The organism is Pseudomonas sp. FEMGT703P, from assembly GCF_002786345.1.
In the GTDB taxonomy this organism is placed as follows: Bacteria; Pseudomonadota; Gammaproteobacteria; order Pseudomonadales; family Pseudomonadaceae; genus Aquipseudomonas; species Aquipseudomonas peli.
Genome location: NZ_PGCM01000005.1, coordinates 477,603 through 500,816, shown reverse-complemented (window position 1 = coordinate 500,816; position 23,214 = coordinate 477,603). Strand labels below are relative to the sequence as shown.

Sequence of the window (23,214 nt, the reverse complement as noted above, 5' to 3'; positions counted from 1 at the left end):
AAGCGGCGTTATTCGACGTCGTTAACCCGGGCTATGTAGCTGGCCGGATTGACCAACCGGCCATTCTTGGTAACTTCAAAGTGCACGTGGTAACCACTGGCACGGCCGCTGCGGCCAACTTTGGCAATCGTCTGCCCGCGCTGAACCAGATCACCGATCTGCACCTGATTGCTTTTATTGTGCGCGTACAGGGTTGTGTATCCATCGGCATGGCTGATTTCAACAACATTGCCATAACCCGACCTCTTCCCCGCAAAACTCACCACGCCAGCCGCAACCGCTACCACATCACTACCTGGCTTGGCGGCAAAGTCCACCCCTTTGTGCTGAGTATTGCGCCCGGTTAGCGGGTGCACGCGACGACCGAATGGCGAAGACATATAGCCATGACGCACCGGCATGCCAGATAAGTATTCGGCCTCATTGAGCTGACGCTCGCCGATCAGTTGCTCCAGTACTTCAAGCAGCTGCTCGCGACTATCCAGGCGCAAACTCAGGCGATCAAGTTCGTCCATAAAAGGCGGTGGCGCATACGCTGCATCGCCCAAGGCATCCTCCGCACCGCCCTGCCCCACGTTAAGCGAGAAGTCGAACTCATTGGCATCCAGGTCCGCCAGCTCGGTCAAGCGCGCACCCAGGGCATCCAAACGAGTGAGACGCGCCTGCAGCTCGGCCACATGCACAGCGAAGGCATCCAACTGCCGCTGCGCGTCACGGCGTACTTCGCCGACCTCGGCACGCTGCTGATCAATCGCCTGATTAAGCTGGGTGTCGTCATGCACCTCAACCGTCGCAGGTGCCCACCAGGCACCAACAGCTACGCCACTGGCCAGTGCCGCGCCGAGCGCCAGCAGCAACGCCAGCAATAACCAGCGCAGATCCAGACTGAGTGAGCGTGCAGCACCGTGGTGCCGACTGAGTAATATGATGTGCACGGCCTTCCCCTAGTGGTGAAGCGTCAGTCAGCAGCAGTGATTCTGCTACCATGGCGACCTCACTTTTTCAGGCGTCCTGCCATGACTTTTCGTCCTTTGCCGGCCCGAGCTCCCGCGGCGCTGTTGCGCGAAGCGAAACCCTTAAAGGCACTGTTCAATCAAGCGCAACGCATTGATCGCCTGCAGCACCTATTGGAAAGCCAGCTGCAACCTGCTGCTCGCGAACACTGCCATGTAGCCTCATGGCGCGAGGGTTGCCTGCTATTAATCATCACCGATGGCCACTGGGCCACGCGCCTGCGCTATCAACAAAAACGCTTGTTGAAACAACTGCAGGCACTTGAAGAGTTCGCGACCTTAACGAAGATCCTGTTCAAGGTGCAACCTCCGACTGCCGAAAGGCGTGCACCGGGTCGCACAATTTGCCTATCCAGCAGCGCTGCCGAAAACATCCAGTCCACCGCTGAAGGCATCAGCGACCCCAAGCTACGCGCAGCCCTAGAGCGCCTCGCCAAGCACGGCAAGCCCACTGAGTAAGCGCATGGATAACCGCTAAAATTTAGGCAAAAAAGAGGCCACCCGAAGGTGGCCTCGAAAACAAAGTAAGGAGAGTGTTGCGTTACACGGCCGCAACCGGGCGCATGTAAGAGATTGGCGCGGTGTTGGGGTCGTCAAACGTGACCACTTCCCAAGCATCAGGCTGCTCAATCAGAGTGCGCAGCAGGCGATTGTTCAGCGCGTGCCCCGATTTGAAGCCTTTGAACTCGCCAATCAGGCTGTTACCCAGCAGGTAGAGGTCGCCAATCGCATCGAGAATCTTGTGCTTAACGAATTCGTCCTCGTAACGCAGGCCGTCTTCGTTCAATACACGGAATTCATCTACCACGATGGCGTTATCTACGCTGCCGCCGAGTGCCAGGTTCTGTGAACGCAGGAACTCGATATCACGCATAAAACCGAAGGTACGTGCGCGACTGACTTCTTTCACAAACGAGGTGCTGGAGAAGTCAACGCTGGCTGACTGAGTGCGATTGCGGAACACCGGATGATCGAAATCGATCTCGAAGGTCACCTTGAACCCTTCGAAAGGCACGAAGGTGGCGCGCTTGTCGCCCTCTTCAACAGTGACTTCACGAAGGATACGGATGAACTGCTTGTGGGCATCCTGCTCTTGCAAACCAGCAGATTGAATCAGGAATACAAAGGGACCCGCACTGCCATCCATGATCGGTACTTCGGACGCGGAGAGCTCGACGTAGGCGTTATCGATGCCCAGGCCAGCCATGGCCGAAAGCAGGTGCTCTACCGTATCCACCTTGACATCACCATTGACCAATGTGGTCGACATGGTGGTTTCACCAACATTGCCTGCACGCGCGGGAATTTCCACGACAGGGTCCAAGTCGGTACGACGGAACACGATACCGGTGTCCACGGGTGCCGGCTTCAGGGTCAGGTATACCTTTTCCCCGGAATGCAGGCCGACGCCAGTGGCGCGGATAATGTTCTTCAGGGTGCGTTGTCTGATCATGGCTTTGGCCGCTATAGCACTAGTTGCGAATAGTTTTCAACAATGGCCGGCGATGATAGCAGAACCGGCCTTTGCTGAACACCAATCACCCCAATACTCCTGATACATTTCATTAATCAGCCTGACGACGCAGGAACGCTGGGATGTCCAGGTAATCCAAGTCATCTTGCGGGTTCAGCTTGGCCGCAGTGGCCGCACCGCCGTGGCTTTGGCGCTGAACGGTTGGGCGCTCGTAGTCCTTGTAGTTAACGCTCTGCTCGGCACGCGCCGGGGCTGCGGCGTTGCTGCCAGTGTTGGCAGAAACTTGCACAGTGTTGTCGATAACCTTGACCGGCTTCTCGATACGCGCACCCAGACCCGTGGCAACCACAGTCACGTGCAGCTCGTCGCGCATGTCCGGATCGATCACGGTGCCGACCTTGACGGTCGCGTGCTCGGAAGCGAACTGCTCGATAATGTTACCCACGTCGGAGTACTCACCCAGGGACAGGTCAGGGCCGGCGGTGATGTTCACCAGGATGCCGCGCGCGCCTTGCAGGTTGACGTCTTCCAGCAGCGGGTTGCGGATCGCCGCTTCAGTGGCTTCACGCGCACGGTTCGGACCGCTGGCGCAGCCAGTGCCCATCATCGCCATGCCCATTTCGCTCATCACGGTTTTCACGTCGGCGAAGTCGACGTTGATCATGCCCGGACGCTTGATGATGTCGGAGATACCGCGCACGGCACCGGCCAGTACATCGTCAGCCTTGGCGAAAGCCGACAGCAGGCTGGCGTCCTTACCGAGGATGGTCAGCAGTTTTTCGTTCGGGATGGTGATCAGCGAGTCGACGCTTTCCGACAGTGCGCGGATACCTTCTTCGGCGATCAGCATGCGCTTCTTGCCTTCGAACGGGAACGGACGGGTCACCACCGCAACGGTGAGAATGCCCATTTCTTTGGCCACTTGAGCGATGACTGGGGCTGCACCGGTGCCGGTACCGCCGCCCATGCCAGTGGTGATAAAGACCATGTCGGTGCCTTGCAGCACTTCAGCGATACGCTCGCGGTCTTCCATCGCTGCCTGACGACCGACTTCTGGGTTGGCGCCAGCGCCGAGACCCTTGGTCACCGCAGTGCCCAACTGCAGCACGGTACGCGCGCCGATGTTTTTCAGGGCTTGAGCATCCGTGTTGGCGCAGATGAACTCAACGCCTTCAATGTTGTTTTTCGCCATGTGATTGACAGCATTACCGCCGCCGCCGCCCACGCCGATGACCTTGATAACTGCACTAGCTGGAGCGCTGTCTACGAGTTCAAACATTTTCCCTCTCCTTTACTTTCTAGTTATAACGCCTACTGCAAAATCAGAAATTGCCCTGGACCCAGCGTTTCAGCCGTTCCAGCACAGGTTGTTTGGGTTCATCGCTGTAGCTGCCAAGCGCAGACATGGAGATGCCATCGGCCTGCTTTTGCAGCCCGTACAGCAGCAGGCCTACGCCTGTGGAATAGATGGGGTTACGCACTACGTCGGCCAATCCTTTGACACCTTGCGGTACGCCCAGGCGCACCGGCATATGGAAAATCTCTTCGGCCAGCTCGACGGCTCCTTCCATCTTCGCTGTACCGCCGGTCAGCACGATCCCAGCCGGGATCAAGTCTTCATAACCGCTGCGACGTAGTTCAGCCTGAATCAGGGTAAATAGCTCGTCATAACGCGGCTCCACCACTTCAGCCAGGGACTGGCGCGAGAGGTCACGGGGTGGACGATCGCCGACGCTGGGCACCTTGATGGTTTCGCCCGCACCAGCCAGCTTGGCCAGCGCGCAAGCATACCGAATCTTGATCTCCTCGGCATACTGGGTCGGTGTACGCAGGGCCATGGCAATGTCGTTGGTGACTTGGTCGCCAGCAATCGGGATCACCGCGGTGTGGCGAATTGCACCTTCAGTGAAGATGCAGATGTCGGTGGTGCCGCCACCGATGTCGACCAGGCATACGCCCAGCTCTTTCTCATCGTCGGTCAGCACCGCGTACGCCGAGGCCAGTTGCTCAAGAATGATGTCGTCCACTTCCAGACCGCAGCGGCGTACACACTTCTCGATGTTCTGTGCGGCATTCACGGCACAGGTGACCACGTGCACTTTGGCTTCCAGACGCACGCCGGACATGCCCAACGGCTCACGCACGCCTTCCTGGTTATCGATCACGTAGTCCTGCGGCAGGGTGTGCAACACGCGCTGATCCGCCGGGATGGCCACGGCCTGGGCGGCATCGAGTACGCGCTCCAGATCCGCGGGGCTGACTTCGCGATCACGAATGGCAACGATGCCATGGCTGTTGAGACTGCGGATATGGTTGCCGGCCACGCCGACAAAGGCTGAGTGAATGCGGCAGCCAGCCATCAGCTGGGCTTCTTCTACGGCGCGCTGGATCGACTGCACGGTGGATTCGATATTCACCACCACGCCCTTCTTCAAACCGCGTGACGGATGGGTGCCGATGCCGACGATTTCCAGTTGGCCGTCCGCATTCACTTCACCGACCAGCGCCACCACCTTGGAGGTACCGATATCGAGGCCGACGATCATCTTGCCGCTCTGCACGTTTGCCATGGCTTTCATCTTCTCCTGATTCACTGCACGACAGCGGTTTCAGCCGCTGCGGGCGCTACCGGCTCACGCCATGCCACGGCAAGACCGTTGGCATAGCGCAGATCGATCCGCGCAATATTCGCTTGTTGCTCTTTCAAGGCCTTGTCGTAAATGGCCGTGAAGCGCCGCATTTTTTCCACCAGGTGGTCACGCCCCAGCAGCAGTTCAATGCCCTGCCCAGTGGAGAGGAACCAGCTGCCGCGTTCACGCAGCTCTAATCGCGCCACGGAAAAACCCATGGGCCGCAGCATCTGACTGAGTACCTGGTATTGCTGCATCACCTGCTGCTGGGCACGACGCGGGCCATACAACTGCGGCAAGTGCTGGTAATTACTGACTTCCTGCGGGGCAAAGGCTTCGCCTTGGTTGTTCAACAGCGCCTCATCACCCCAGCGGGCGATCGGCAATTGTTCTTCCAGACGCACCACCAACTGATCCGGCCATATGCGGCGCACCTGAGCGCTGGCAATCCACGGCATCAGCTCCAGCTCGCGGCGCAGGCTGAGCAGGTCGACACTGAAAAAGCTCGCACTGGCATAAGGCGCAATGCGCTCCTGCACCGCCTGCTGGTTGACGTAGCTGAGGTCGCCCTCAACGCTGATCCGCGCAATCGGCTGATCGGCATAGGGCAACGCACGCAACGACAACTCATAGGTGCCGTAGCCCAACGCAAGCAGCAACAGCGGCCAGGTCAGGCGCTTCAGCCAGCTGCCCATGCCAGTTAAACGGGCTTTCGGCAGGCTCAAGCGCAGGCTGATCGGCTCCTTGGCCACCAAACGGCTGGCGCCGCGCTGCGCAGGCTTACCGCGCACGGGGGCGCGGTTCGAGCCTGGCTGGTGACGCAAGGTGGCCGTCATGACTTAACCCCGCGCCTCAAGGCTGTCGGCCAGAATCGCCAACACCAGTTGTTGAAAATCCAGACCCGCAGCACGGGCTGCCATTGGCACCAGGCTGTGGTCAGTCATGCCCGGAACGGTGTTGACTTCCAACAGCCAGAATTTGCCGTCGGCGTCTTGCATCACGTCAGCACGTGCCCAGCCCTGCGTACCGACCGCTTCACAGGCACGCGCAGTGAGGTCCTTCAGCTCGGCTTCTTTTTCAGCCGAGAGGCCACACGGGATGCGGTACTGAGTGTCATTGGCCAAGTACTTGGCGTCGTAGTCGTAGAAGCTGTGCGGCGTGCCCAGGGCAATCGGCGGCAACACCTTACCGCGCAGCATGGCGATGGTGAATTCCGGACCGGCGATCATCTGCTCGACCAGCACCTGCGAGTCGTAGCGGCTGGCATCTTTCCAGGCAGCGATCAGCGCTTCGACATCATTGACCTTGGCCATGCCAATGCTCGAACCCTCATGGGCCGGCTTGACGAACAGCGGAAAGCCCAGCTCGGCCGCCGCCGCATGGCAGTCGGCTTCGCAGGCCAGCGCCGCGTGGGCCGGCGTCGGTAGGCCAAGGCTCAGCCACACACGCTTGGTGCGCAGCTTGTCCATGGCCAGCGCCGACGCAAGAATGCCGCTGCCGGTGTAAGGAATTCCGGCACACTCAAGCAAGCCCTGCATCGAACCGTCTTCACCACCACGGCCGTGCAGCACGATAAAGGCGCGGTCGATTTTCTCGGCTGTCAGGCGCTGCAGCAGATCATCGCCTGCGTCGATGCCGAACGCATCCACACCGGCCGCCAGCAGCGCTTGCAGCACAGCATTGCCGGACTTCAGCGAGACTTCACGCTCGGCGCTCTTGCCGCCGAACAGCACGGCCACGCGACCAAAGGCGCTGACCGGAAATTGTGATTGCAGACTGGCAGCACTCATTTCGACTTACCTTCGGCCACTGCGAACAGCGGGCTTTGCAACAGTTGCGGAGCCAGGCCGCCGATATCGCCGGCACCTTGGCAGAGAAGAATGTCACCAGCACGCAGCAGCGGCTTGACGATGGGCGCGAGGTCCACACCGCGCTCGATATAGATCGGATCAAGCTGGCCGCGCTGGCGGATGCTGTGGCACAGGTTGCGGCTGTCCGCCCCCGGAATCGGTGCTTCACCGGCCGGGTAGACTTCCATCAGCAACAACACCTGAGCATCACCGAGCACCTGAACGAAATCGTCATACAGGTCGCGGGTGCGGCTGAAACGGTGCGGCTGGTAAACCATCACAAGGCGGCGCTCCGGCCAACCACCGCGCACGGCCTTGATCACTGCGGCGACTTCGCGCGGGTGGTGACCGTAATCATCAACCAGCATCACGCTGCCGCCATCCACCGGCAATTCGCCGTAGACCTGGAAGCGTCGACCCACACCCTGGAACTGCGAAAGGCCCTGGACGATGGCTTCATCACTGATGCCTTCGTCGCTGGCGATGGCGATGGTGGCCAGGGCGTTCAGCACGTTGTGGTTGCCCGGCATGTTCACTGACACGTCCAGCGGCTCGCGGTCGCGGCGCAGCACGGTAAAGAAGGTCTGCATGCCCTGCTGACGCACGTTGATCGCACGCACGTCGGCATCTTCATCAAAGCCGTAGGTCACGGTCGGACGAGCTACCTGCGGCAGGATCTCGCGCACGATCGGGTCATCCACGCACATCACCGCCAGACCGTAGAACGGCAGGTTGTGGAGGAACTCGATGAAGGTTTTCTTCAACTTGTTGAAGTCACCGCCATAGGTGCTCATGTGATCCATGTCGATGTTGGTGACCACGGAGACCATCGGCTGCAGGTGCAGGAAGCTGGCGTCACTCTCATCGGCTTCGGCGATCAGGTAACGGCTGCTGCCCAGCTGGGCGTTGGTGCCGGCCGCATTCAGCCGGCCACCAATCACAAACGTAGGGTCCAAGCCGCCAGCAGCGAACACCGAGGCCAGCAGGCTGGTGGTGGTGGTCTTGCCATGGGTGCCGGCAACGGCAATACCGTGGCGGTAGCGCATCAGCTCGGCAAGCATCTCGGCGCGTGGCACCACGGGGATGCGACGCTCCAAGGCTGTGGCGACTTCCGGGTTACTGGTATTGACCGCGCTGGAGACGACCAGCACGTCGGCCTGCTCGGCGTTTTCGGCGCGGTGGCCAATAAAGATCTGCGCACCGAAGGTTTCCAGACGCTCGGTCACGGCAGACGCCTTGAGATCGGAACCGGACACTTCATAACCCAGGTTGAGCAGCACTTCGGCGATACCGCACATGCCGGCACCACCGATGCCGACGAAGTGGATACGGCGAATGCGGCGCATGCGGCGGATTTCCGAACGTGCAGCGGCGGGAGACTTAGCCACGGGCCACCTCCAGGCAGATATCGACAACGGTGCAGGTTGCATCGGGCTTGGCCAGACGACGAGCCGTCTGCGCCATTTGAGTGAGTTGTTCGGGGTGCATCAAAACCTCGGTCAGCTGCGCGGCCAGCTTGGCGGCGTCAGTGGAACGTTGTGGCAGAAGTACGGCAGCGCCGGCACTGGCCAGATAATCGGCATTACGGGTCTGGTGATCATCGATCGCGTGCGGCAGCGGCAGCAGGAAGGCTGGCAGACCGGCGGCGGCCAGCTCGCTGACGGTCAGCGCGCCGGATCGGCACACCACCAGATCGGCCCAGGCATATGCCCGCGCCATGTCCTTGATAAACGGCGCGACCTGCGCTTCGACGTCAACCGCGCGATAGCGTTCAGCAGTAATTGCATCATGTTGCTTGCCGGCCTGATGGAACACTTCAGGGCGCAGCTCAGCGGCTACCAGCGCCAGGGCTTCGGGCAGTAATTTATTCAACGGTTCGGCGCCCAGGCTGCCGCCAAGCACCAGCAAACGCGGCTGGCGGTTGCGCAGCGAATCACGCGGGGTTTCCAGAAACAGCTCTTCACGCACCGGATTACCGGTAGTGCGGCGCTTGTCGCTGTTACCAAAGGTATTCGGGAAGGCTTCGCAGACGCGGCTGGCGAACGGCACCAGGCTGCGGTTAGCGGTACCGGCGACAGCATTCTGCTCGTGGATGATCAGCGGCGCGCCGCTCATGCGCGCGGCCAGGCCGCCAGGACCGGTGACATAACCGCCCATGCCCAGCACACAGACCGGCTGCAGTTCACGCATCACCTTGCGTGCCTGGAACAGCGCCTTGATCAGCTGGAACGGTGCTTTCAGCAGCGACAGCTTGCCCTTGCCACGCAAGCCAGTGACGTCGATCAGGTGCAGCGGCAGACCGGCCGCCGGCACCAATTCATTCTCGATACCACGCGGCGTACCCAACCAATGCACGCTGTAACCACGCGCCTTGAACTCGCGGGCGCAGGCCAGCGCTGGGAATACGTGCCCGCCAGTGCCGCCGGCCATGATCAGCACATTACCGCGCATGCTGAACCTCCTCGGCGGACTGGCCTTCGAAGAAATCTGACTCTTTAAAGTCAACGTCTTCATTGCCCAACTGGGTGCGACGCTCCCACTCGATACGCAGCAGCAGCGCCAGGCTGACGCAGCAGATCACCAGCGAGCTGCCGCCGTAGCTGAGGAATGGCAGAGTCAGGCCCTTGGTCGGCAGTAGGCCAACGTTCACGCCGATATTGATCAGCACCTGACCGATCCACAGGAACGCCAGGCCGTAGGCCACATAGGCCGAAAAAAACTGCTTGGCCTTCTCCGCCCACAGGCCGATGTACAGAGCGCGCACGCTGACGAAAACGAACAGGGCAACGGTGATCAGTGCGCCGACCATGCCCAGCTCTTCGGCCAGCACGGCAAATACGAAGTCGGTATGCGCTTCCGGCAGGTAGAACTGTTTCTGCACGCTGTTGCCCAGACCGACGCCGAACCATTCACCACGACCGAAGGCAATCAGCGCCTGGCTCAGCTGGTAACCGGCACCGTACTGATCAGCCCAGGGGTCGACGAAGTTGGTCAGACGCTCCAGGCGATAAGCCTGACTGGTCATCACCAACACGCCAAGGCCAAGAACGCAGGCCGCCAGCGGAATAAAGCGCAGCAGGTTGACCCCACCGAGGAACAACATGGCGATGGCAGCGCCAACCAGCACCACAGTAGCGCCGAAGTCCGGCTCGGCCAGCAGCAGCGCGGCAATCGGGCCCAGCACCAGCATCGGCTTGATAAAGCCGGTGAGTTTCTCGCGCACTTCTTCCTGACGACGCACCAGGTAGGCGGCGATAAACATCACGCTAAACAGCTTGGCTAACTCGGATGGCTGCAGGTTGAACACACCCAGGCCGATCCAGCGCTTAGCACCGTTGACCTCACGACCAATGCCCGGCAGCAGTACCAAAATCAGCAGCACCACCGCCGCCAGCAGCAGCATGCCGCTGTAACGCTGCCACAGCGCCATCGGCACCAGCAGGGTCACCAGCGCAGCGCCCAGGCCAATGGCCAGATAAATCAGGTGGCGAATCATGTGATAGAGCGGGTTGCCCGATTGCACTGCCGCCACTTCCGAAGAGGCCGAGGCGATCATCACCAAACCCAAGCCGAGCAGCGCCAGGCAACCGGCCAGCAGCGGGAAGTCGATATCGATACCGCGACGGGTATGCAGCGGCGAAGGCGCGGCGAGCAGGCGGGCCAGCATCATTGCAAAGCCTCCACTGCCTGGGCGAACAGACGCCCGCGCTCTTCGAAATTCTTGAACATGTCCAGGCTCGCGCAGGCCGGCGACAGCAGCACGGCATCGCCCTGCACAGCCACCTCTGCAGCGCTCTGCACGGCCTCTTCCAGAGTTTTGACTCGGATCAGCGGTGCGGCATCGCCCAGCGCCTCAGCCAGCAGCTCGGCGTCGCGACCGAGTAGCACCACGGCGCGGCAGAACTTGCCGACCGGAGCTTTCAGGGCTGAGAAATCCGCGCCCTTGCCATCGCCGCCGGCGATCAGCACCAGTTTGCCGGCAATATCCGCACCCAGGCCTTCGATAGCGGCCAGCGCGGCACCGACGTTGGTGGCCTTCGAATCGTCGTAGTAACTCACGGCATTGCGCTCGCCCACCCACTGACAGCGATGCGGCAGGCCAGCGAACTGTTTGAGGGTTGCCAACATCGGCTCGAACGGCAGGCCAACAGCATGCCCCAGGGCCAAGGCCGCCAGGGCATTGGACTGGTTGTGCGCGCCGCGAATCTTCAGCTCACGCACCGGCAGCAAGCTGTCGAACTGGTAAGCCAGGTATTTCTCGCCACTCTCTTCGAGCAGGCCGAAACGCTTGAAATCCGGCTTGCCCAGGCCGAAGTACCAGCACGGCAGTTGATCGGCCACCAGCGGACGCGACAGGGCGTCATCGCGGTTCACCACCACCTGCCGCGCGCCACGGAAGATGCGGTGCTTGGCCAGGTGATAAGCCGGCAGATCGGCGTAACGATCCATATGGTCTTCGCTGATGTTCAGGCAGGTTGCCACTTCAGCGTTGAGCTGGTCGGTGGTTTCCAGCTGGAAGCTCGACAGCTCCATGACATACAGCTCGATCTCATCATTCAGCAGGTCCAGCGCCGGCGTACCCAGATTGCCGCCGATGGCGACCTTCTTGCCGGCCGCAGCCGCCATCTCACCAACCAGGGTGGTCACGGTGCTTTTGGCGTTGGAGCCGGTGATGGCAATGATCGGGGCCTTGGCATAACGGGCGAACAGGTCGATATCACCCGACAGCTTGACCCCACGTGCAGCAGCCGCCTGTAGCGCCGGGGTGGCGATGGCCAGGCCCGGGCTAACTAGCAGCTCGCTGGCGCGGCAGAGGAACTCCACATCCAGTTCGCCACAACGCACTTCCACCTGCGGGAACTGCTCACGCAAGGTGGCGAGCTCCGGCGGGTTGGCACGCGTGTCGACCACGGCAAACGGCAGGCCCTGGCGCGAGAGGAAACGCGCCAGGGACATGCCGCTCTTGCCGAGGCCGACAACGATGCGGAAGTGGTCAGAAGCGATCAGGGTCATGGGTTCCTCAACGCAGTTTCAGGGTGGCAAGGCCTATCAGCACCAGAATCACGGTGATGATCCAGAAGCGCACAATCACGCGCGGCTCAGGCCAGCCTTTCAGTTCAAAGTGGTGATGGATCGGCGCCATGCGGAACACGCGCTTGCCGGTCAGTTTGAAGCTGGCGACCTGGATGATCACCGACAGGGTTTCCACCACGAAGATGCCGCCCATGATGAACAGCACCACTTCCTGACGGACGATCACCGCGATAGTGCCCAGGGCCGCGCCCAGCGCCAGCGCGCCGACATCGCCCATAAACACTTGCGCCGGGTAGGTGTTGAACCAGAGAAAACCGAGGCCAGCACCCACCAAGGCGGCGCAGAAGACAATCAGCTCACCCGCACCCGGCACGTAGGGAATAAACAGGTATTCGGCGAACTTCACGTTGCCCGACAGGTAGCAGAAGATCCCCAGGGCGCCGCCGACCATTACGGTAGGCAGAATGGCCAGGCCATCAAGGCCGTCAGTCAGGTTTACTGCGTTGCTCGAGCCGACGATCACGAAGTAGGTCAGCACCACGAAGCCCAGGCCCAGCTCCAGGCTGAAGTCCTTGAGCATCGGCAGAATCAGGGTGGTTTCCACCGGGCTCTGCGCGGTCATATAAAGAAAGAACGCAGCACCGAGGCCGAACACCGACTGCCAGAAGTATTTCCAGCGGCTCGGCAGCCCTTTGGAGTTCTTCTCGATCACCTTGCGGTAGTCATCCACCCAGCCGATGGCGCCGAACAGCAGGGTTACGGCCAGCACCACCCAGACGTAGCGGTTGGACAGGTCAGCCCAGAGCAGGGTGCTGACGGCGATGGCCGAGAGAATCAGCGCGCCACCCATGGTTGGAGTGCCTTTCTTCGACAGGTGCGACTGCGGGCCGTCGTTACGTACCGACTGGCCGATCTGACGAATCTGCAGGGTGCGGATCATCCACGGGCCCAGCCACAACGACAGGGCCAGGGCGGTAAGCACGCCGAGGATGCCGCGCAGTGTCAGGTACTGAAACACTGCGAAACCCTTGTGGAACTGTTGCAGGTACTCCGCCAGCAGCAGCAGCATTAGTGAATCTCCCCGGATGTGCCACACAGCGCCGCGACGATTTTTTCCATCGCCGCACTGCGTGAACCTTTAATTAGAAGGGTGGTGTCGCCCTGCTCGCCTTGCAGCGCAGCAATCAGGCTGGCCTGGTCGGCAAAATGCCGACCCTGTGTGCCGAATTCTTCAATGGCATACGCCATCAGCGGACCAACGGCATACACAGCATCAACCTTACCGAGCGCATAGCTGCCGACCTGGCGATGGCCCTGCTCGGCCCACGCGCCCAGCTCGCCGATATCGCCCAGCACCAGCACACGGCGGCCAGGAAAACCGGCCAGGATATCGATGGCTGCGCAGACGGATGTCGGATTGGCGTTGTAGCTGTCGTCGATCACCCGCAGGCCGTTCGGCGCAATCTGCGCAACGGCGCGGCCTTTGACCGGTTGCAGACTTTCCAGCCCGGCCTTGATCGCCGCAGGGACCAGGCCCAGCGCCTGGGCAGCCGCAGCAGCAGCCAGGGCATTAGCGACGTTGTGTTCGCCGAGCAAGTTGAGCTGAATACGTGCCTGGCCGCAGGCGCAATGCAGGGTAAAGGCTGAGCAGCCACGGGCGTCGCGGGCCAGTTCGCTGGCATAAACGTCAGCCGCCGGATTAACCAGGGCGAAACTGCTGACGCGGCGACCTTTGGCGCGCTGCTGCCAGATGGCAAAGGCCCGATCATCAAGGTTGAGCACGGCCACACCGCTTTCGCTCAGGCCTTCGAGTATCTCGCCCTTGGCTTCAACAATTTTCTCAGGGCCGCCGAATTCGCCGACATGCGCAGTCCCGGCATTATTCAGCACGGCCACTTGCGGCAGGGTCAGGCCAACGGTGTAGGCAATCTCGCCGACATGGTTGGCGCCCAGCTCGATCACCCCTGCAACATGCTCAGGTGCCAGCTCCAGCAGGGTCAGCGGTGCGCCAAGGTCGTTATTCAGGTTGCCACGGGTGGCCAGCACCGGACCTTGAAGGCCCTCGCGCAGGATGCTGGCGAGCATTTCCTTGACTGTGGTCTTGCCGCTGGAGCCGGTAATCGCCACCACAGGCGCGTTGAACGCCTGACGATTGAGCGCACCCAACTGACCCAGGGCCAGACGGGTATCGGCGACCAGCAGTTGCGGTAGCGGCGCATCCGCCACTTCACGCTCGACCAGTGCCGCCACAGCACCTTTGCTGGCGACTTCAGCCAGGTAGTCATGACCATCAAAGCGCGGACCGGCCAGGGCGACGAATAGCTGGCCCGGCTGAATCGCCCGGCTGTCGCTGCTAACTGCGCTGAATGCCACATCGGGGCCGATCACCCGCGCGCTCAATGGACCAGCCACGTCGCTCAACCGCAGCGCCTTAAGCATGCGCCACCTCCCATGCGGCCAAAGCGTTGGCCGCTTCGACCAGGTCGGAGAATGGCTGACGCACGCCGTTGATTTCCTGATAGTCCTCATGCCCCTTACCGGCCAGCACCAGTACATCATCGGCAGACGCGCTGGCGATTAGCTGAGCAATCGCCTGACCACGGCCATGGACGAACTGCACGGCCTCAGGTGTGACGAAACCTGCTCGAATGTCACTGAAAATCTTTGCCGGCGCTTCGGTGCGGGGATTGTCATCGGTGACCAGCACTGCATCGGCTAGACGCTCAACCACCGCGGCCATCAGCGGGCGCTTACCGTTGTCACGGTCGCCACCACAGCCGAACAGGCAAAGCAGGCGGCCTTTAACATGCGGACGCAGGGCTTCGAGAACTTTTTCCAAAGCATCCGGAGTGTGTGCGTAGTCCACCACCACCAGCGGCTGCTTGCCGCCCCCCAAACGCTGCATACGACCGATAGGGCCTTTCAGCTGCGGCAGCACCTGGAGAATTTCGTCCAGTGGGTAATCCAGCCCCAGCAGCGTGCCGACCACTGCCAGCAGGTTGCTCAGATTGAAGCGCCCGAGCAGCGAGCTGCGCAGGCTACCTTCGCCGCGCGGGGTGACCAGCGTTGCGCGCACGCCCTGCTCGTCAAACTGCGCATCGCGGCAATACAGATAGGCTTCGGCATCGCTCAGGCTGTAGCTGATCAGGCGCGACTCGTGCTCAGCAGCTGCCAACTCACGACCAAAGGCATCGTCCAGATTGAGCACCCGGCAACGCAGACCCGACCAGGCAAACAACGCGGCTTTCGCCTCGGCGTAGGCTTGCATCGAGCCGTGATAGTCCAGGTGATCACGGGACAGGTTGGTCAGCACCGCCACATCAAATGCCAGCGCCGCAACGCGGCCCTGGTGCAGGCCGTGGGACGACACTTCCATCGCCACCGCGCGCGCGCCGGCGTTTTTCATGTCCGCCAATGTCGCCTGCACGCCGATCGGATCCGGCGTGGTATGACGGCCCTGTTCAAGCGCGCCATAAAAGCCATTGCCCAGGGTGCCGACGATGCCGCAGCGCTCGCCCAGCAGGTCCAGGGCTTGTGCCAATAACTGGCTGACGCTGGTCTTGCCGTTGGTGCCCGTAATACCGATCAAATGCAGGCCACGGCTTGGCTCGCCATAGAAGCGCCCAGCAATCGCCGACAGCTGATTGGCCAGGCCCTTGAGCGCGACCAATTCAGCGCTGTGCGCGGTCATCACCGCGGCACCTTCGGCTTCATAAGCCACGGCGGCGGCGCCACGGGCAACCGCATCAGCGATGTGCACGCGCCCATCCTGCTGGGTGCCGGGCACGGCCAGAAACAGGTCACCCGGACGCACCTTGCGGCTGTCCAGGGTCAATTCACGAATCAGTGTCGAGCTGGCGGCTTGCGGCAGTAACTGATTAAGGGGCATGGGCATCAGATACGCCCTCCTTTAACGGGTGCGGCAGCGGCGGTTTCGACCTTCACGGCTTCAGGTGCTGGCAGATTATCCGGGGCGACATTCATCAAGCGCAGTGCGCCAGCCATGACCTTGCCGAATACCGGAGCAGAAACCAGGCCACCGTAGTAGCCCCCTTCGCTCGGCTCGTCGATCATGATCACGGCGGCGATACGCGGGTTATCGATTGGCGCAACGCCGGCGAAGAATGAGCGGTACGCCTTGTCGACATAGCCCTTGCTGCCGGTTGCGGCTTTACGTGCAGTGCCACTTTTGCCGCCGACGTGGTAGCCCGGCACCTTGGCCCGCGCGCCACCGCCGCCCGGCTCCTCAACCACGGACTGGAGCATGCCAAGCACGGTCTTGGCGATCTGCTCGTCAATGACTTGGGTAGTAACCGGCTGGCGATCCAGGCGCACCATCGACAGGTTTACGTTCTTGCCGTCGTTGCCCAGCACCGAGTAGGCGTGCGCCAGTTGCACGGCGGTCACCGAGAGGCCATAGCCGTAAGCCAGAGTAGCGGTCTCGGCCTGTTTCCAGACGCGGTAGTTGGGCAGGTTGCCAACGCGCTCGCCGGGGAAGCTCAGACCCGTGTCTTGGCCCAGGCCGACTTGCTGCATCACGGCGTAAATCGGCTCGGCGCCGATATCGAAGGCCACCTTGCTGATACCGACGTTGCTCGACTTCATCAGAATCTGGGTGAGGTTAAGCACGCCACCGCGCGATACGTCGCGGATGGTGTAGCGACCGATGCGCAGGCTGCCGGGCGCGGTGTCTACGGTCATTTCCGGGGTCCAGCGACCCGAGCCGAGGGCGGCAGCGATGGAGAACGGCTTAACGGTCGAACCCGGCTCAAACACGTCGATCATCGCGCGGTTGCGCATAGCAGCCGGCTGCAGGTTACGGCGATTGTTCGGGTTGTAGGTCGGCTGATTGACCATGGCCAGCACTTCACCGGTCTGCACATCGAGTAGCACCAGGCTGCCGGCTTTGGCACCGAACTCGGTCACGGCGTTGCGCAGCTCGCGGTGTGCGAGGTATTGCAGGCGCAGGTCAATCGACAATGCCAAGGTCTTACCGGCCTTGGCATTCTGAGCTACCTGGACGTCTTTGATCAGCCGCCCGCGGCGATCCTTGAGCACCTGGCGCTTACCGGGCACGCCAGCCAGCCAATCCTCGAAGGCTAGTTCCATGCCTTCACGGCCACGGTCATCAATGTCGGTAAAGCCCACCACATGGGCTGCCACCTCACCCGCTGGGTAGAAGCGGCGGAACTCTTCAATGCCATACACGCCCGGCATTTTCAGGTCGAGAATGCGCTGACCCTGCTCAGGTGTCAGCCCGCGCACCAGGTACATGAACTCGCGCTCGTGTGCAGCCGCCAGGCGTGCGGAAAATGTCTTGGGGTCCTGCCCCAGGGCTGCCGCCAAGGCATCCCACTTGGCCTTACCGCTCTGCAGTTCCTTGCCATTAGCCCACAGGGTGGTCACCGGGGTACTGACAGCCAAAGGCTCACCATTACGGTCGGTAATCAAACCGCGATGCGCCGGAATCGGGATATGCCGCACGCTGCGCGCGTCGCCATGGGCCTGCAGAAAGCTCTGATCGAACACTTGCAGGTCGACAATACGCCAGGCAATCGCGCCCACCATCAGTGCCAGTAGCAGCAGCACCAGACGGAAACGCCAAGGGTAGAGTGCACCTTCAAGGCCCATCATGGCGCCACCATCCGCACTTCGGCGGCATCAGGGATACGCATGCTTAGGCGCTCAGTGGCCAGGGCTTCGATACGGTTGTGCGCGGTCCAGGTGCTTTGCTCGAGGATCAAGCGCCCCCATTCAGCCTGCGCTTTGTCGCGCACACTGAGCTCGGCATACAGTTCATTAAGCAGCTGACGGTTCCAGTGCGCGCTGTAGGAAACGCCCACCGCAGATACCAGCACAGCCACAAACAACAGCAGCATCAGCAGACTGCCGCCGGGCAATGGCTTGGCGAATAGCGCGCTCATCGCACTTTCTCTGCAATGCGCATCACCGCACTGCGCGAACGCGGGTTGGCTGCGAGCTCGGCTTCGGAGGCAAATACCGGCTTACCAATCAGTTTCAAGCGTGGTTCGAAGGCTTTCGGGATGATCGGCAGATCGCGCGGCAGCTTGTCCATCTCACCCTTGGCATGCTTGCGCATAAAGAGTTTGACGATGCGATCTTCCAGCGAGTGGAAGCTGATCACCACCAGGCGGCCGCCCACTTCGAGGTTCTCCAGAGCGGCTTCAAGGCCGCTTTCCAGATCACCCAATTCATTGTTGATATAGATGCGCAGGCCCTGGAAGGCGCGAGTTGCCGGATTCTTGCCCTTTTCCCAGGCCGGATTGGCGACGGTCAGCACCTGAGCCAGGTCGGCGGTGCGGGTAAACGGCTGCTCGGCGCGGCGCAACACCACGGCACGGGCCATGCGCTTGGCAAAGCGCTCTTCGCCGTACTCTTTGAAGACGCGCGCGATTTCTTCTTCGGCGGCGCTGGCAATAAAATCGGCGGCGCTAACGCCCGCGTCCGGGTTCATGCGCATGTCCAGCGGGCCATCATTCATAAAGCTGAAGCCGCGCTCGGCGTCATCCAGCTGCGGCGACGACACGCCCAGGTCCAACAGAACACCGCTGACTTTGCCTGCTAGAGCGCGCTGTGCCAGTTCGTCACCCAGCTCGGCAAAGCTGCGCTGCACAACGACAAAGCGGCCGTCTTCGGCCGCCAGCGCATCTCCCGTCGCAATTGCCAGGGGATCCTTGTCAAACCCTAGCAAGCGACCGTCTGGCCCGAGCTTTTCCAAAATCAGCCGGCTATGCCCGCCACGCCCGAAGGTGCCATCCAGGTAGCAACCGTTCGCGCGCACAGCCAGCCCTTCGACAGCCTCGTCGAGTAGCACGGTGATGTGGCGGAAATTGCTAGTCATGGTCACAGGATCAGGTCACGTAGGTCGTCAGACAAAGCACCCGGTTGCTTGATCGCGGCCAGATCGGCATCGGCCACAGCATTCCAGGCATCTTCATCCCACAGTTGGAATTTATTGAGCTGGCCGACCAGCATCGCGCGCTTGTCCAGCTTGGCGTACTCGCGCAGACGTGGCGGCACCAGGAAACGACCACTGGCATCCAGCTCAAGGTCAACAGCGTTGCCGATCAGCAAACGTTGCAGACGGCGGTTTTCTTCACGGAAGGAGGCGAGCTCGCGGAGCTTGGCTTCAATCAGCTCCCACTCGGACAGTGGATAGACACACAGGCAGGGGTCAATGGCATCGATCGTGACGATAAGCTGGCCGGCGCAACGCGACACAAGCTCGTCCCGATACCGACTTGGCATCGCGAGTCGCCCTTTGGCGTCGAGACTGATGGCGTTTGCTCCGCGAAACACGATCGCGTTTCCCCTTTTTATTAGCTATCCGTGCCTAAGAAACCCACTTTGTGCCACTTCTTACCACTCGCGCACACTATAGGAACGCACGCCCCCCACCGTCAAGGCACGCTTGGCGGGAAAAATCCTTATAGAACGGCGATTTAGCGAACTTTGAGAGGGGCAAAACGGAGAAATAACGCGAAGAAATGGATATAAAAATGAGCATATGCAGCGCGTTGAACTACGAAGTTAAAGTAGTTTGTTAAGAGTAAGATTTTTTCGGTCTTAGAAAGGGGGTGAAACAGTGAAGCGGATAAATGAGGAAGGTGGAGAGTCGATCTGTAAGCCGGGTTCTGTCGAGGACAGTCATTCCTCTACGACGTACATCACTGCACGCCTTTAGCAACCTACCCGGTTCCAGCGCGGGCCACGCCAATGGAACCCTATTTGGTCTTGCTCCGAGTGGGGTTTGCCTAGCCACGAACTGTTACCAGTCGCGCGGTGCGCTCTTACCGCACCTTTTCACCCTTACCGGCACCGAAGCGCTTAGGCGGTTATTTTCTGTGGCACTTTCCGTAGGCTCACGCCTCCCAGGCGTTACCTGGCACTCCGCCCTATGGAGCCCGGACTTTCCTCCCCCGTATTACGCAGAACGCAACACGGCAGCGACTGTCCGATCGACTCTCCGCGGGCAAGGTTAACGGCCCGCGCCCTATAGAACAAGGTTTAAACGTCTTTCTGCTGCTCCAGCGCCACCTGATAGAGCAGGTTCTTGCGCACCCCGGTGATCTCCGCCGCCAGCGCCGCTGCGCGTTTCAGCGGCATTTCCGCCAACAGCAGATTCAACACACGCATGGCTTCGGCACTGACAGCCTCGTCGCCTTCCGGCGCCTGCCAACCCGCGACCAGCACCACACATTCGCCGCGCTGTTGATTACTGTCGGCAGCCACCCAAGCGGCTAGCTCAGCCAACGGCATGCCCTTGAGCGTCTCGAAAGTCTTGGTCAGCTCGCGCGCCAGCAACGCGGGGCGCTCATCGCCAAACACCGACTGCATATCCTGCAGGCATTCGAGAATGCGATGCGGCGCCTCATAGAAGATCAGCGTGCGCGGCTCTTCCTTTACCTGCTCCAAGCGCGCGCGTCGTCCTGCGGCCTTGGCGGGGAGAAAGCCTTCAAAAATAAAGCGATCCGACGGCAAGCCTGCAGCAGACAACGCGGCAATCAGTGCGCAGGCGCCCGGCACGGGCACCACGGTAATACCGGCAGCGCGCGCCTGGCGCACTAGGTGATAACCGGGATCGGAAATCAGCGGCGTACCGGCATCGGAGATCAGCGCCACATCGTCACCCGCCAACAGCCGCGCGAGAAAACGTCCGCCCTGATCGCGCTCGTTATGCTCATGACAGGCTGCCAGCGGCGTACCGATGCCAAAATGCTGCATCAGACGTGCGGAATGACGGGTGTCTTCGGCAGCAATCAGAGCCACGCTGCGCAGGATAGTCAGCGCGCGCGCGCTGATGTCATCCAGGTTGCCAATGGGTGTAGCAACCACATAAAGACTGCCTAAAGGCGAATTCGCAGCAGCGGAAGTGGTCACAGCACAGGCCTCTCAAATCAGCAAAGCGCGCATTGTAGCCCGTTTCCAACCTTCGACATCGCGTCACCCGGCGGGCTTGGGTACAATTCGACGCTCAATTTGATCAAGTATCAGGAACGCTTACATGATCGCCTGCCTGCGCCCCATCTCTATTCTCTGCCTTGCCGGCCTGCTCGCTGCCTGCGCCAGCCAGCCCTCATCGAACCTGGGCGAGCTGCCGCGCACGCCGCAAGCCAACATTGAACAGCTGCTGCAACAAGCAGCCGAAAGCCCCATCGAGCAAGCCGCAGCACTACGCTTGTCGGCGGCAGACCTGGCCTATAAGCAGAAGGATTTAGCCCGCGCCAGCAGCATTCTGGAGCAAGTGCAACTGGAAAGCCTGAAGCCCGCCCAGCAGATCTACGCCAGCACCCTGCGCGCAGAGCTGGACATGAGCCGCAACAAACCCAAGGCCGCCATGCGCGCCCTCAGCCACCCGAGCATGGAACGTCTCGGCGAGCTACCGGTTGAACAACAGGTACGCAGCCAGCTGGTACGCGCGAACGCCCTGCAGGCCACCGGGCAAATCCTGGCCGCAGCGCGCGAGCGCGCCTATATCGCGCCACTGCTGAGTGGCGCCAGTGCCACAGCCAACCAGGAAACCATCTGGGCACTGGTTTCCAGTCTGCCACAAGGCGAACTGCAAGCCAGCGGCGATGCTGACCTCGACGGCTGGCTGGAGTTGGCCCGCGCATCCAAGAGCGCTGGCACCCTGGAGCAGCAGCAAAGCGCTATTGATGCCTGGGTTGCCACCAACCCACAGCACCCTGCCGCGCAGCAACTGCCGCAGGCGCTGGTCGAGCTGAAAAAGCTCTCCAGCCAACCGCTGACCGAGATCGCCTTGCTGCTGCCACAAGATGGCCAACTGGCCAGCGTGGCTCGCGCTCTGCGCGACGGATTCCTGGCAGCACACTATCAAGCGCAGCAAGCCGGGCAGAACCCACCGAACATTCAGATTTTTGACAGCTCGCGCATCGGCTCCATGGACGCTTTCTACACCCAGGCCCAAGCCAGTGGCGTGCAGCTAGTGATCGGTCCGCTGGAGAAAAACCTGGTCAGCCAGCTAAGCAGCCGTGAACAGTTGCCCATCACAACTCTCGCGTTGAATTACAGCGAAGGCAGCCAGGAAGGCCCTGCACAACTGTTCCAATTCGGCCTAGCAGCCGAGGACGAAGCCCGCGAAGTCGCCCGCCGCGCCTGGGCAGACGGCATGCGCCGCGCCGTAGCGCTGGTACCCAACGGTGAATGGGGTGACCGCGTACTCGCTGCTTTCCGCCAGAGCTGGCAAGCCCAGGGCGGTACATTGATTGCCGCCGAACACGTTGATCAACCGGTTGAACTAGCCCGACAGATCGCCGACCTGTTCCAACTTCGCGAAAGTGAAGCGCGCAGCAAGCGCCTGCAGAGCACACTGGGCACTTCGGTGGCCGCGGCTCCGTCACGCCGCCGTGATGTCGACTTCATCTTCCTCGCTGCCACGCCGCAGCAGGCTCAGCAGATCAAACCTACGCTGGCCTTCCAGTACGCTGGTGATGTGCCAGTGTATGCCACGTCGCACTTGTTTACCGGCACCTACAACCAGGCGCAGTACATCGACCTCAACGGCATCATGTTCTGCGAAACCCCATGGCTACTCAATGTCAACGATCCGCTGCGCCAACAAGCCAGTACACAGTGGCCTCAAGCTGGTGGCAGCCTCGGTCGCCTGTATGCCATGGGCGCCGACGCCTACCTGCTGGCACCACGCCTCAATCAGCTAAAAGCCCTGCCCGATACCCGCCTGCAAGGCCTGTCCGGCAATCTGAGCCTGAATCCGAGCCAGCGCATCGAGCGGCAATTGCCCTGGGCCGAGTTCCGTGACGGCCAGGTTCAACCGCTTCCCGACAGCATCAATTGAGCGAGCGCACCAGCACGAAACAACGCGGAGACGCTGCCGAGGCACAAGCCCGGCAGTATCTTGAACAACATGGTTTGCGCCTGCTTGCACAGAACTGGCGCTGCCGTGTCGGCGAGCTCGATCTGGTCATGCTCGACGCCGATACAGTAGTATTCGTAGAAGTTCGCTATCGGCGCCATAGCGCCTGGGGCGGCGCGGCCGAGAGCGTGGATGCACGTAAACGTGAGAAACTCAGCCGCGCCGCTCAGCACTTTCTGCAACAAGAAGCACGCTGGGCCAAGTACCCATGCCGTTTTGATGTGATTGCCATAACCGCCGACAGCCAAGCCCCCGCGCAACTGGACTGGATTCAAAACGCCTTTGATACCTGAACAGA

General features: G+C 61.1%; 21 protein-coding genes and 1 other RNA gene. 3 read left to right on the top strand and 19 right to left on the bottom strand.

Annotated elements, in window-relative coordinates; all coding sequences use genetic code 11:
• Positions 1-8: 8 nt before the first annotated feature.
• The gene (locus CUR33_RS06175) at positions 9-935 is read right to left on the bottom strand and encodes a M23 family metallopeptidase (RefSeq protein ID WP_160085451.1); all 927 of its coding nucleotides are present in this window, start codon (positions 933-935) and stop codon (positions 9-11) included.
• An 81-nt stretch (positions 936-1,016) separates the two neighbouring features.
• Between CUR33_RS06175 and CUR33_RS06170 the strand changes: the two genes are divergently transcribed.
• A complete protein-coding gene (locus CUR33_RS06170; protein ID WP_090249098.1) occupies positions 1,017-1,472 on the top strand; it encodes a DUF721 domain-containing protein in 456 nt (151 codons plus the stop codon).
• A gap of 82 nt (positions 1,473-1,554) precedes the next feature.
• Here CUR33_RS06170 and lpxC read toward each other — a convergent pair whose 3' ends face one another.
• The 18 genes from lpxC to rsmI all read right to left on the bottom strand — a co-directional run bounded on the left by lpxC (position 1,555) and on the right by rsmI (position 20,902).
• A complete protein-coding gene (lpxC, locus tag CUR33_RS06165) occupies positions 1,555-2,466 on the bottom strand; it encodes a UDP-3-O-acyl-N-acetylglucosamine deacetylase (RefSeq protein ID WP_090249100.1) in 912 nt (303 codons plus the stop codon).
• A gap of 112 nt (positions 2,467-2,578) precedes the next feature.
• Complete coding sequence (gene ftsZ / locus CUR33_RS06160) at positions 2,579-3,766, bottom strand: cell division protein FtsZ (RefSeq protein ID WP_282875059.1); 1,188 nt, start codon at positions 3,764-3,766, stop codon at positions 2,579-2,581.
• A gap of 43 nt (positions 3,767-3,809) precedes the next feature.
• Positions 3,810-5,057, bottom strand: a complete 1,248-nt coding sequence (gene ftsA, locus CUR33_RS06155; protein WP_090251236.1) for a cell division protein FtsA — start codon at positions 5,055-5,057, stop codon at positions 3,810-3,812.
• A gap of 20 nt (positions 5,058-5,077) precedes the next feature.
• Complete coding sequence (locus CUR33_RS06150) at positions 5,078-5,953, bottom strand: cell division protein FtsQ/DivIB (RefSeq protein WP_090249104.1); 876 nt, start codon at positions 5,951-5,953, stop codon at positions 5,078-5,080.
• A gap of 3 nt (positions 5,954-5,956) precedes the next feature.
• Positions 5,957-6,907, bottom strand: a complete 951-nt coding sequence (locus tag CUR33_RS06145) for a D-alanine--D-alanine ligase (protein ID WP_289239009.1) — start codon at positions 6,905-6,907, stop codon at positions 5,957-5,959.
• Positions 6,904-8,313 (bottom strand): UDP-N-acetylmuramate--L-alanine ligase, encoded by a 1,410-nt coding sequence (murC, locus tag CUR33_RS06140; RefSeq protein WP_289239510.1) that lies wholly within the window; start codon positions 8,311-8,313, stop codon positions 6,904-6,906. The genes CUR33_RS06145 and murC overlap by 4 nt, the downstream gene beginning before the upstream one ends.
• Positions 8,314-8,347: 34 nt before the next feature.
• Positions 8,348-9,418 (bottom strand): undecaprenyldiphospho-muramoylpentapeptide beta-N-acetylglucosaminyltransferase, encoded by a 1,071-nt coding sequence (murG, locus tag CUR33_RS06135; protein ID WP_090249110.1) that lies wholly within the window; start codon positions 9,416-9,418, stop codon positions 8,348-8,350.
• A complete protein-coding gene (gene ftsW / locus CUR33_RS06130) occupies positions 9,408-10,634 on the bottom strand; it encodes a putative lipid II flippase FtsW (RefSeq protein WP_090251240.1) in 1,227 nt (408 codons plus the stop codon). The genes murG and ftsW overlap by 11 nt, the downstream gene beginning before the upstream one ends.
• Complete coding sequence (murD, locus tag CUR33_RS06125) at positions 10,634-11,980, bottom strand: UDP-N-acetylmuramoyl-L-alanine--D-glutamate ligase (RefSeq protein ID WP_289239008.1); 1,347 nt, start codon at positions 11,978-11,980, stop codon at positions 10,634-10,636. The genes ftsW and murD overlap by 1 nt, the downstream gene beginning before the upstream one ends.
• A gap of 7 nt (positions 11,981-11,987) precedes the next feature.
• Complete coding sequence (mraY, locus tag CUR33_RS06120; RefSeq protein WP_167142529.1) at positions 11,988-13,070, bottom strand: phospho-N-acetylmuramoyl-pentapeptide-transferase; 1,083 nt, start codon at positions 13,068-13,070, stop codon at positions 11,988-11,990.
• Complete coding sequence (locus CUR33_RS06115; RefSeq protein ID WP_289239007.1) at positions 13,070-14,440, bottom strand: UDP-N-acetylmuramoyl-tripeptide--D-alanyl-D-alanine ligase; 1,371 nt, start codon at positions 14,438-14,440, stop codon at positions 13,070-13,072. Before CUR33_RS06115 ends, mraY begins: the two co-directional genes overlap by 1 nt.
• Positions 14,433-15,896 (bottom strand): UDP-N-acetylmuramoyl-L-alanyl-D-glutamate--2,6-diaminopimelate ligase, encoded by a 1,464-nt coding sequence (locus tag CUR33_RS06110; RefSeq protein WP_289239006.1) that lies wholly within the window; start codon positions 15,894-15,896, stop codon positions 14,433-14,435. The genes CUR33_RS06115 and CUR33_RS06110 overlap by 8 nt, the downstream gene beginning before the upstream one ends.
• The gene (locus CUR33_RS06105) at positions 15,896-17,635 is read right to left on the bottom strand and encodes a peptidoglycan D,D-transpeptidase FtsI family protein (protein WP_448703147.1); all 1,740 of its coding nucleotides are present in this window, start codon (positions 17,633-17,635) and stop codon (positions 15,896-15,898) included. The genes CUR33_RS06110 and CUR33_RS06105 overlap by 1 nt, the downstream gene beginning before the upstream one ends.
• Positions 17,632-17,925 carry a cell division protein FtsL gene (gene ftsL / locus CUR33_RS06100; RefSeq protein ID WP_090249124.1) on the bottom strand — a complete coding sequence of 98 codons (294 nt, stop codon included), beginning with the start codon at positions 17,923-17,925 and terminating at the stop codon, positions 17,632-17,634. The genes CUR33_RS06105 and ftsL overlap by 4 nt, the downstream gene beginning before the upstream one ends.
• Positions 17,922-18,863 (bottom strand): 16S rRNA (cytosine(1402)-N(4))-methyltransferase RsmH, encoded by a 942-nt coding sequence (rsmH, locus tag CUR33_RS06095; RefSeq protein WP_282875051.1) that lies wholly within the window; start codon positions 18,861-18,863, stop codon positions 17,922-17,924. Before rsmH ends, ftsL begins: the two co-directional genes overlap by 4 nt.
• A gap of 2 nt (positions 18,864-18,865) precedes the next feature.
• Positions 18,866-19,321 carry a division/cell wall cluster transcriptional repressor MraZ gene (gene mraZ, locus CUR33_RS06090; protein ID WP_090249128.1) on the bottom strand — a complete coding sequence of 152 codons (456 nt, stop codon included), beginning with the start codon at positions 19,319-19,321 and terminating at the stop codon, positions 18,866-18,868.
• A gap of 308 nt (positions 19,322-19,629) precedes the next feature.
• Positions 19,630-19,988, bottom strand: an RNA gene (gene rnpB / locus CUR33_RS06085) — RNase P RNA component class A.
• 41 nt (positions 19,989-20,029) lie between these two features.
• A complete protein-coding gene (gene rsmI / locus CUR33_RS06080) occupies positions 20,030-20,902 on the bottom strand; it encodes a 16S rRNA (cytidine(1402)-2'-O)-methyltransferase (RefSeq protein WP_289239005.1) in 873 nt (290 codons plus the stop codon).
• Between the two features lie 124 nt (positions 20,903-21,026).
• Here rsmI and CUR33_RS06075 point away from each other — a divergent pair, with 124 nt between their 5' ends.
• Entirely contained in the window at positions 21,027-22,838 is a 1,812-nt protein-coding gene (locus CUR33_RS06075; RefSeq protein ID WP_289239004.1) for a penicillin-binding protein activator, read from the top strand.
• A complete protein-coding gene (locus CUR33_RS06070; protein WP_289239003.1) occupies positions 22,835-23,209 on the top strand; it encodes a YraN family protein in 375 nt (124 codons plus the stop codon). Before CUR33_RS06075 ends, CUR33_RS06070 begins: the two co-directional genes overlap by 4 nt.
• The last annotated feature ends 5 nt before the right edge of the window (positions 23,210-23,214 follow it).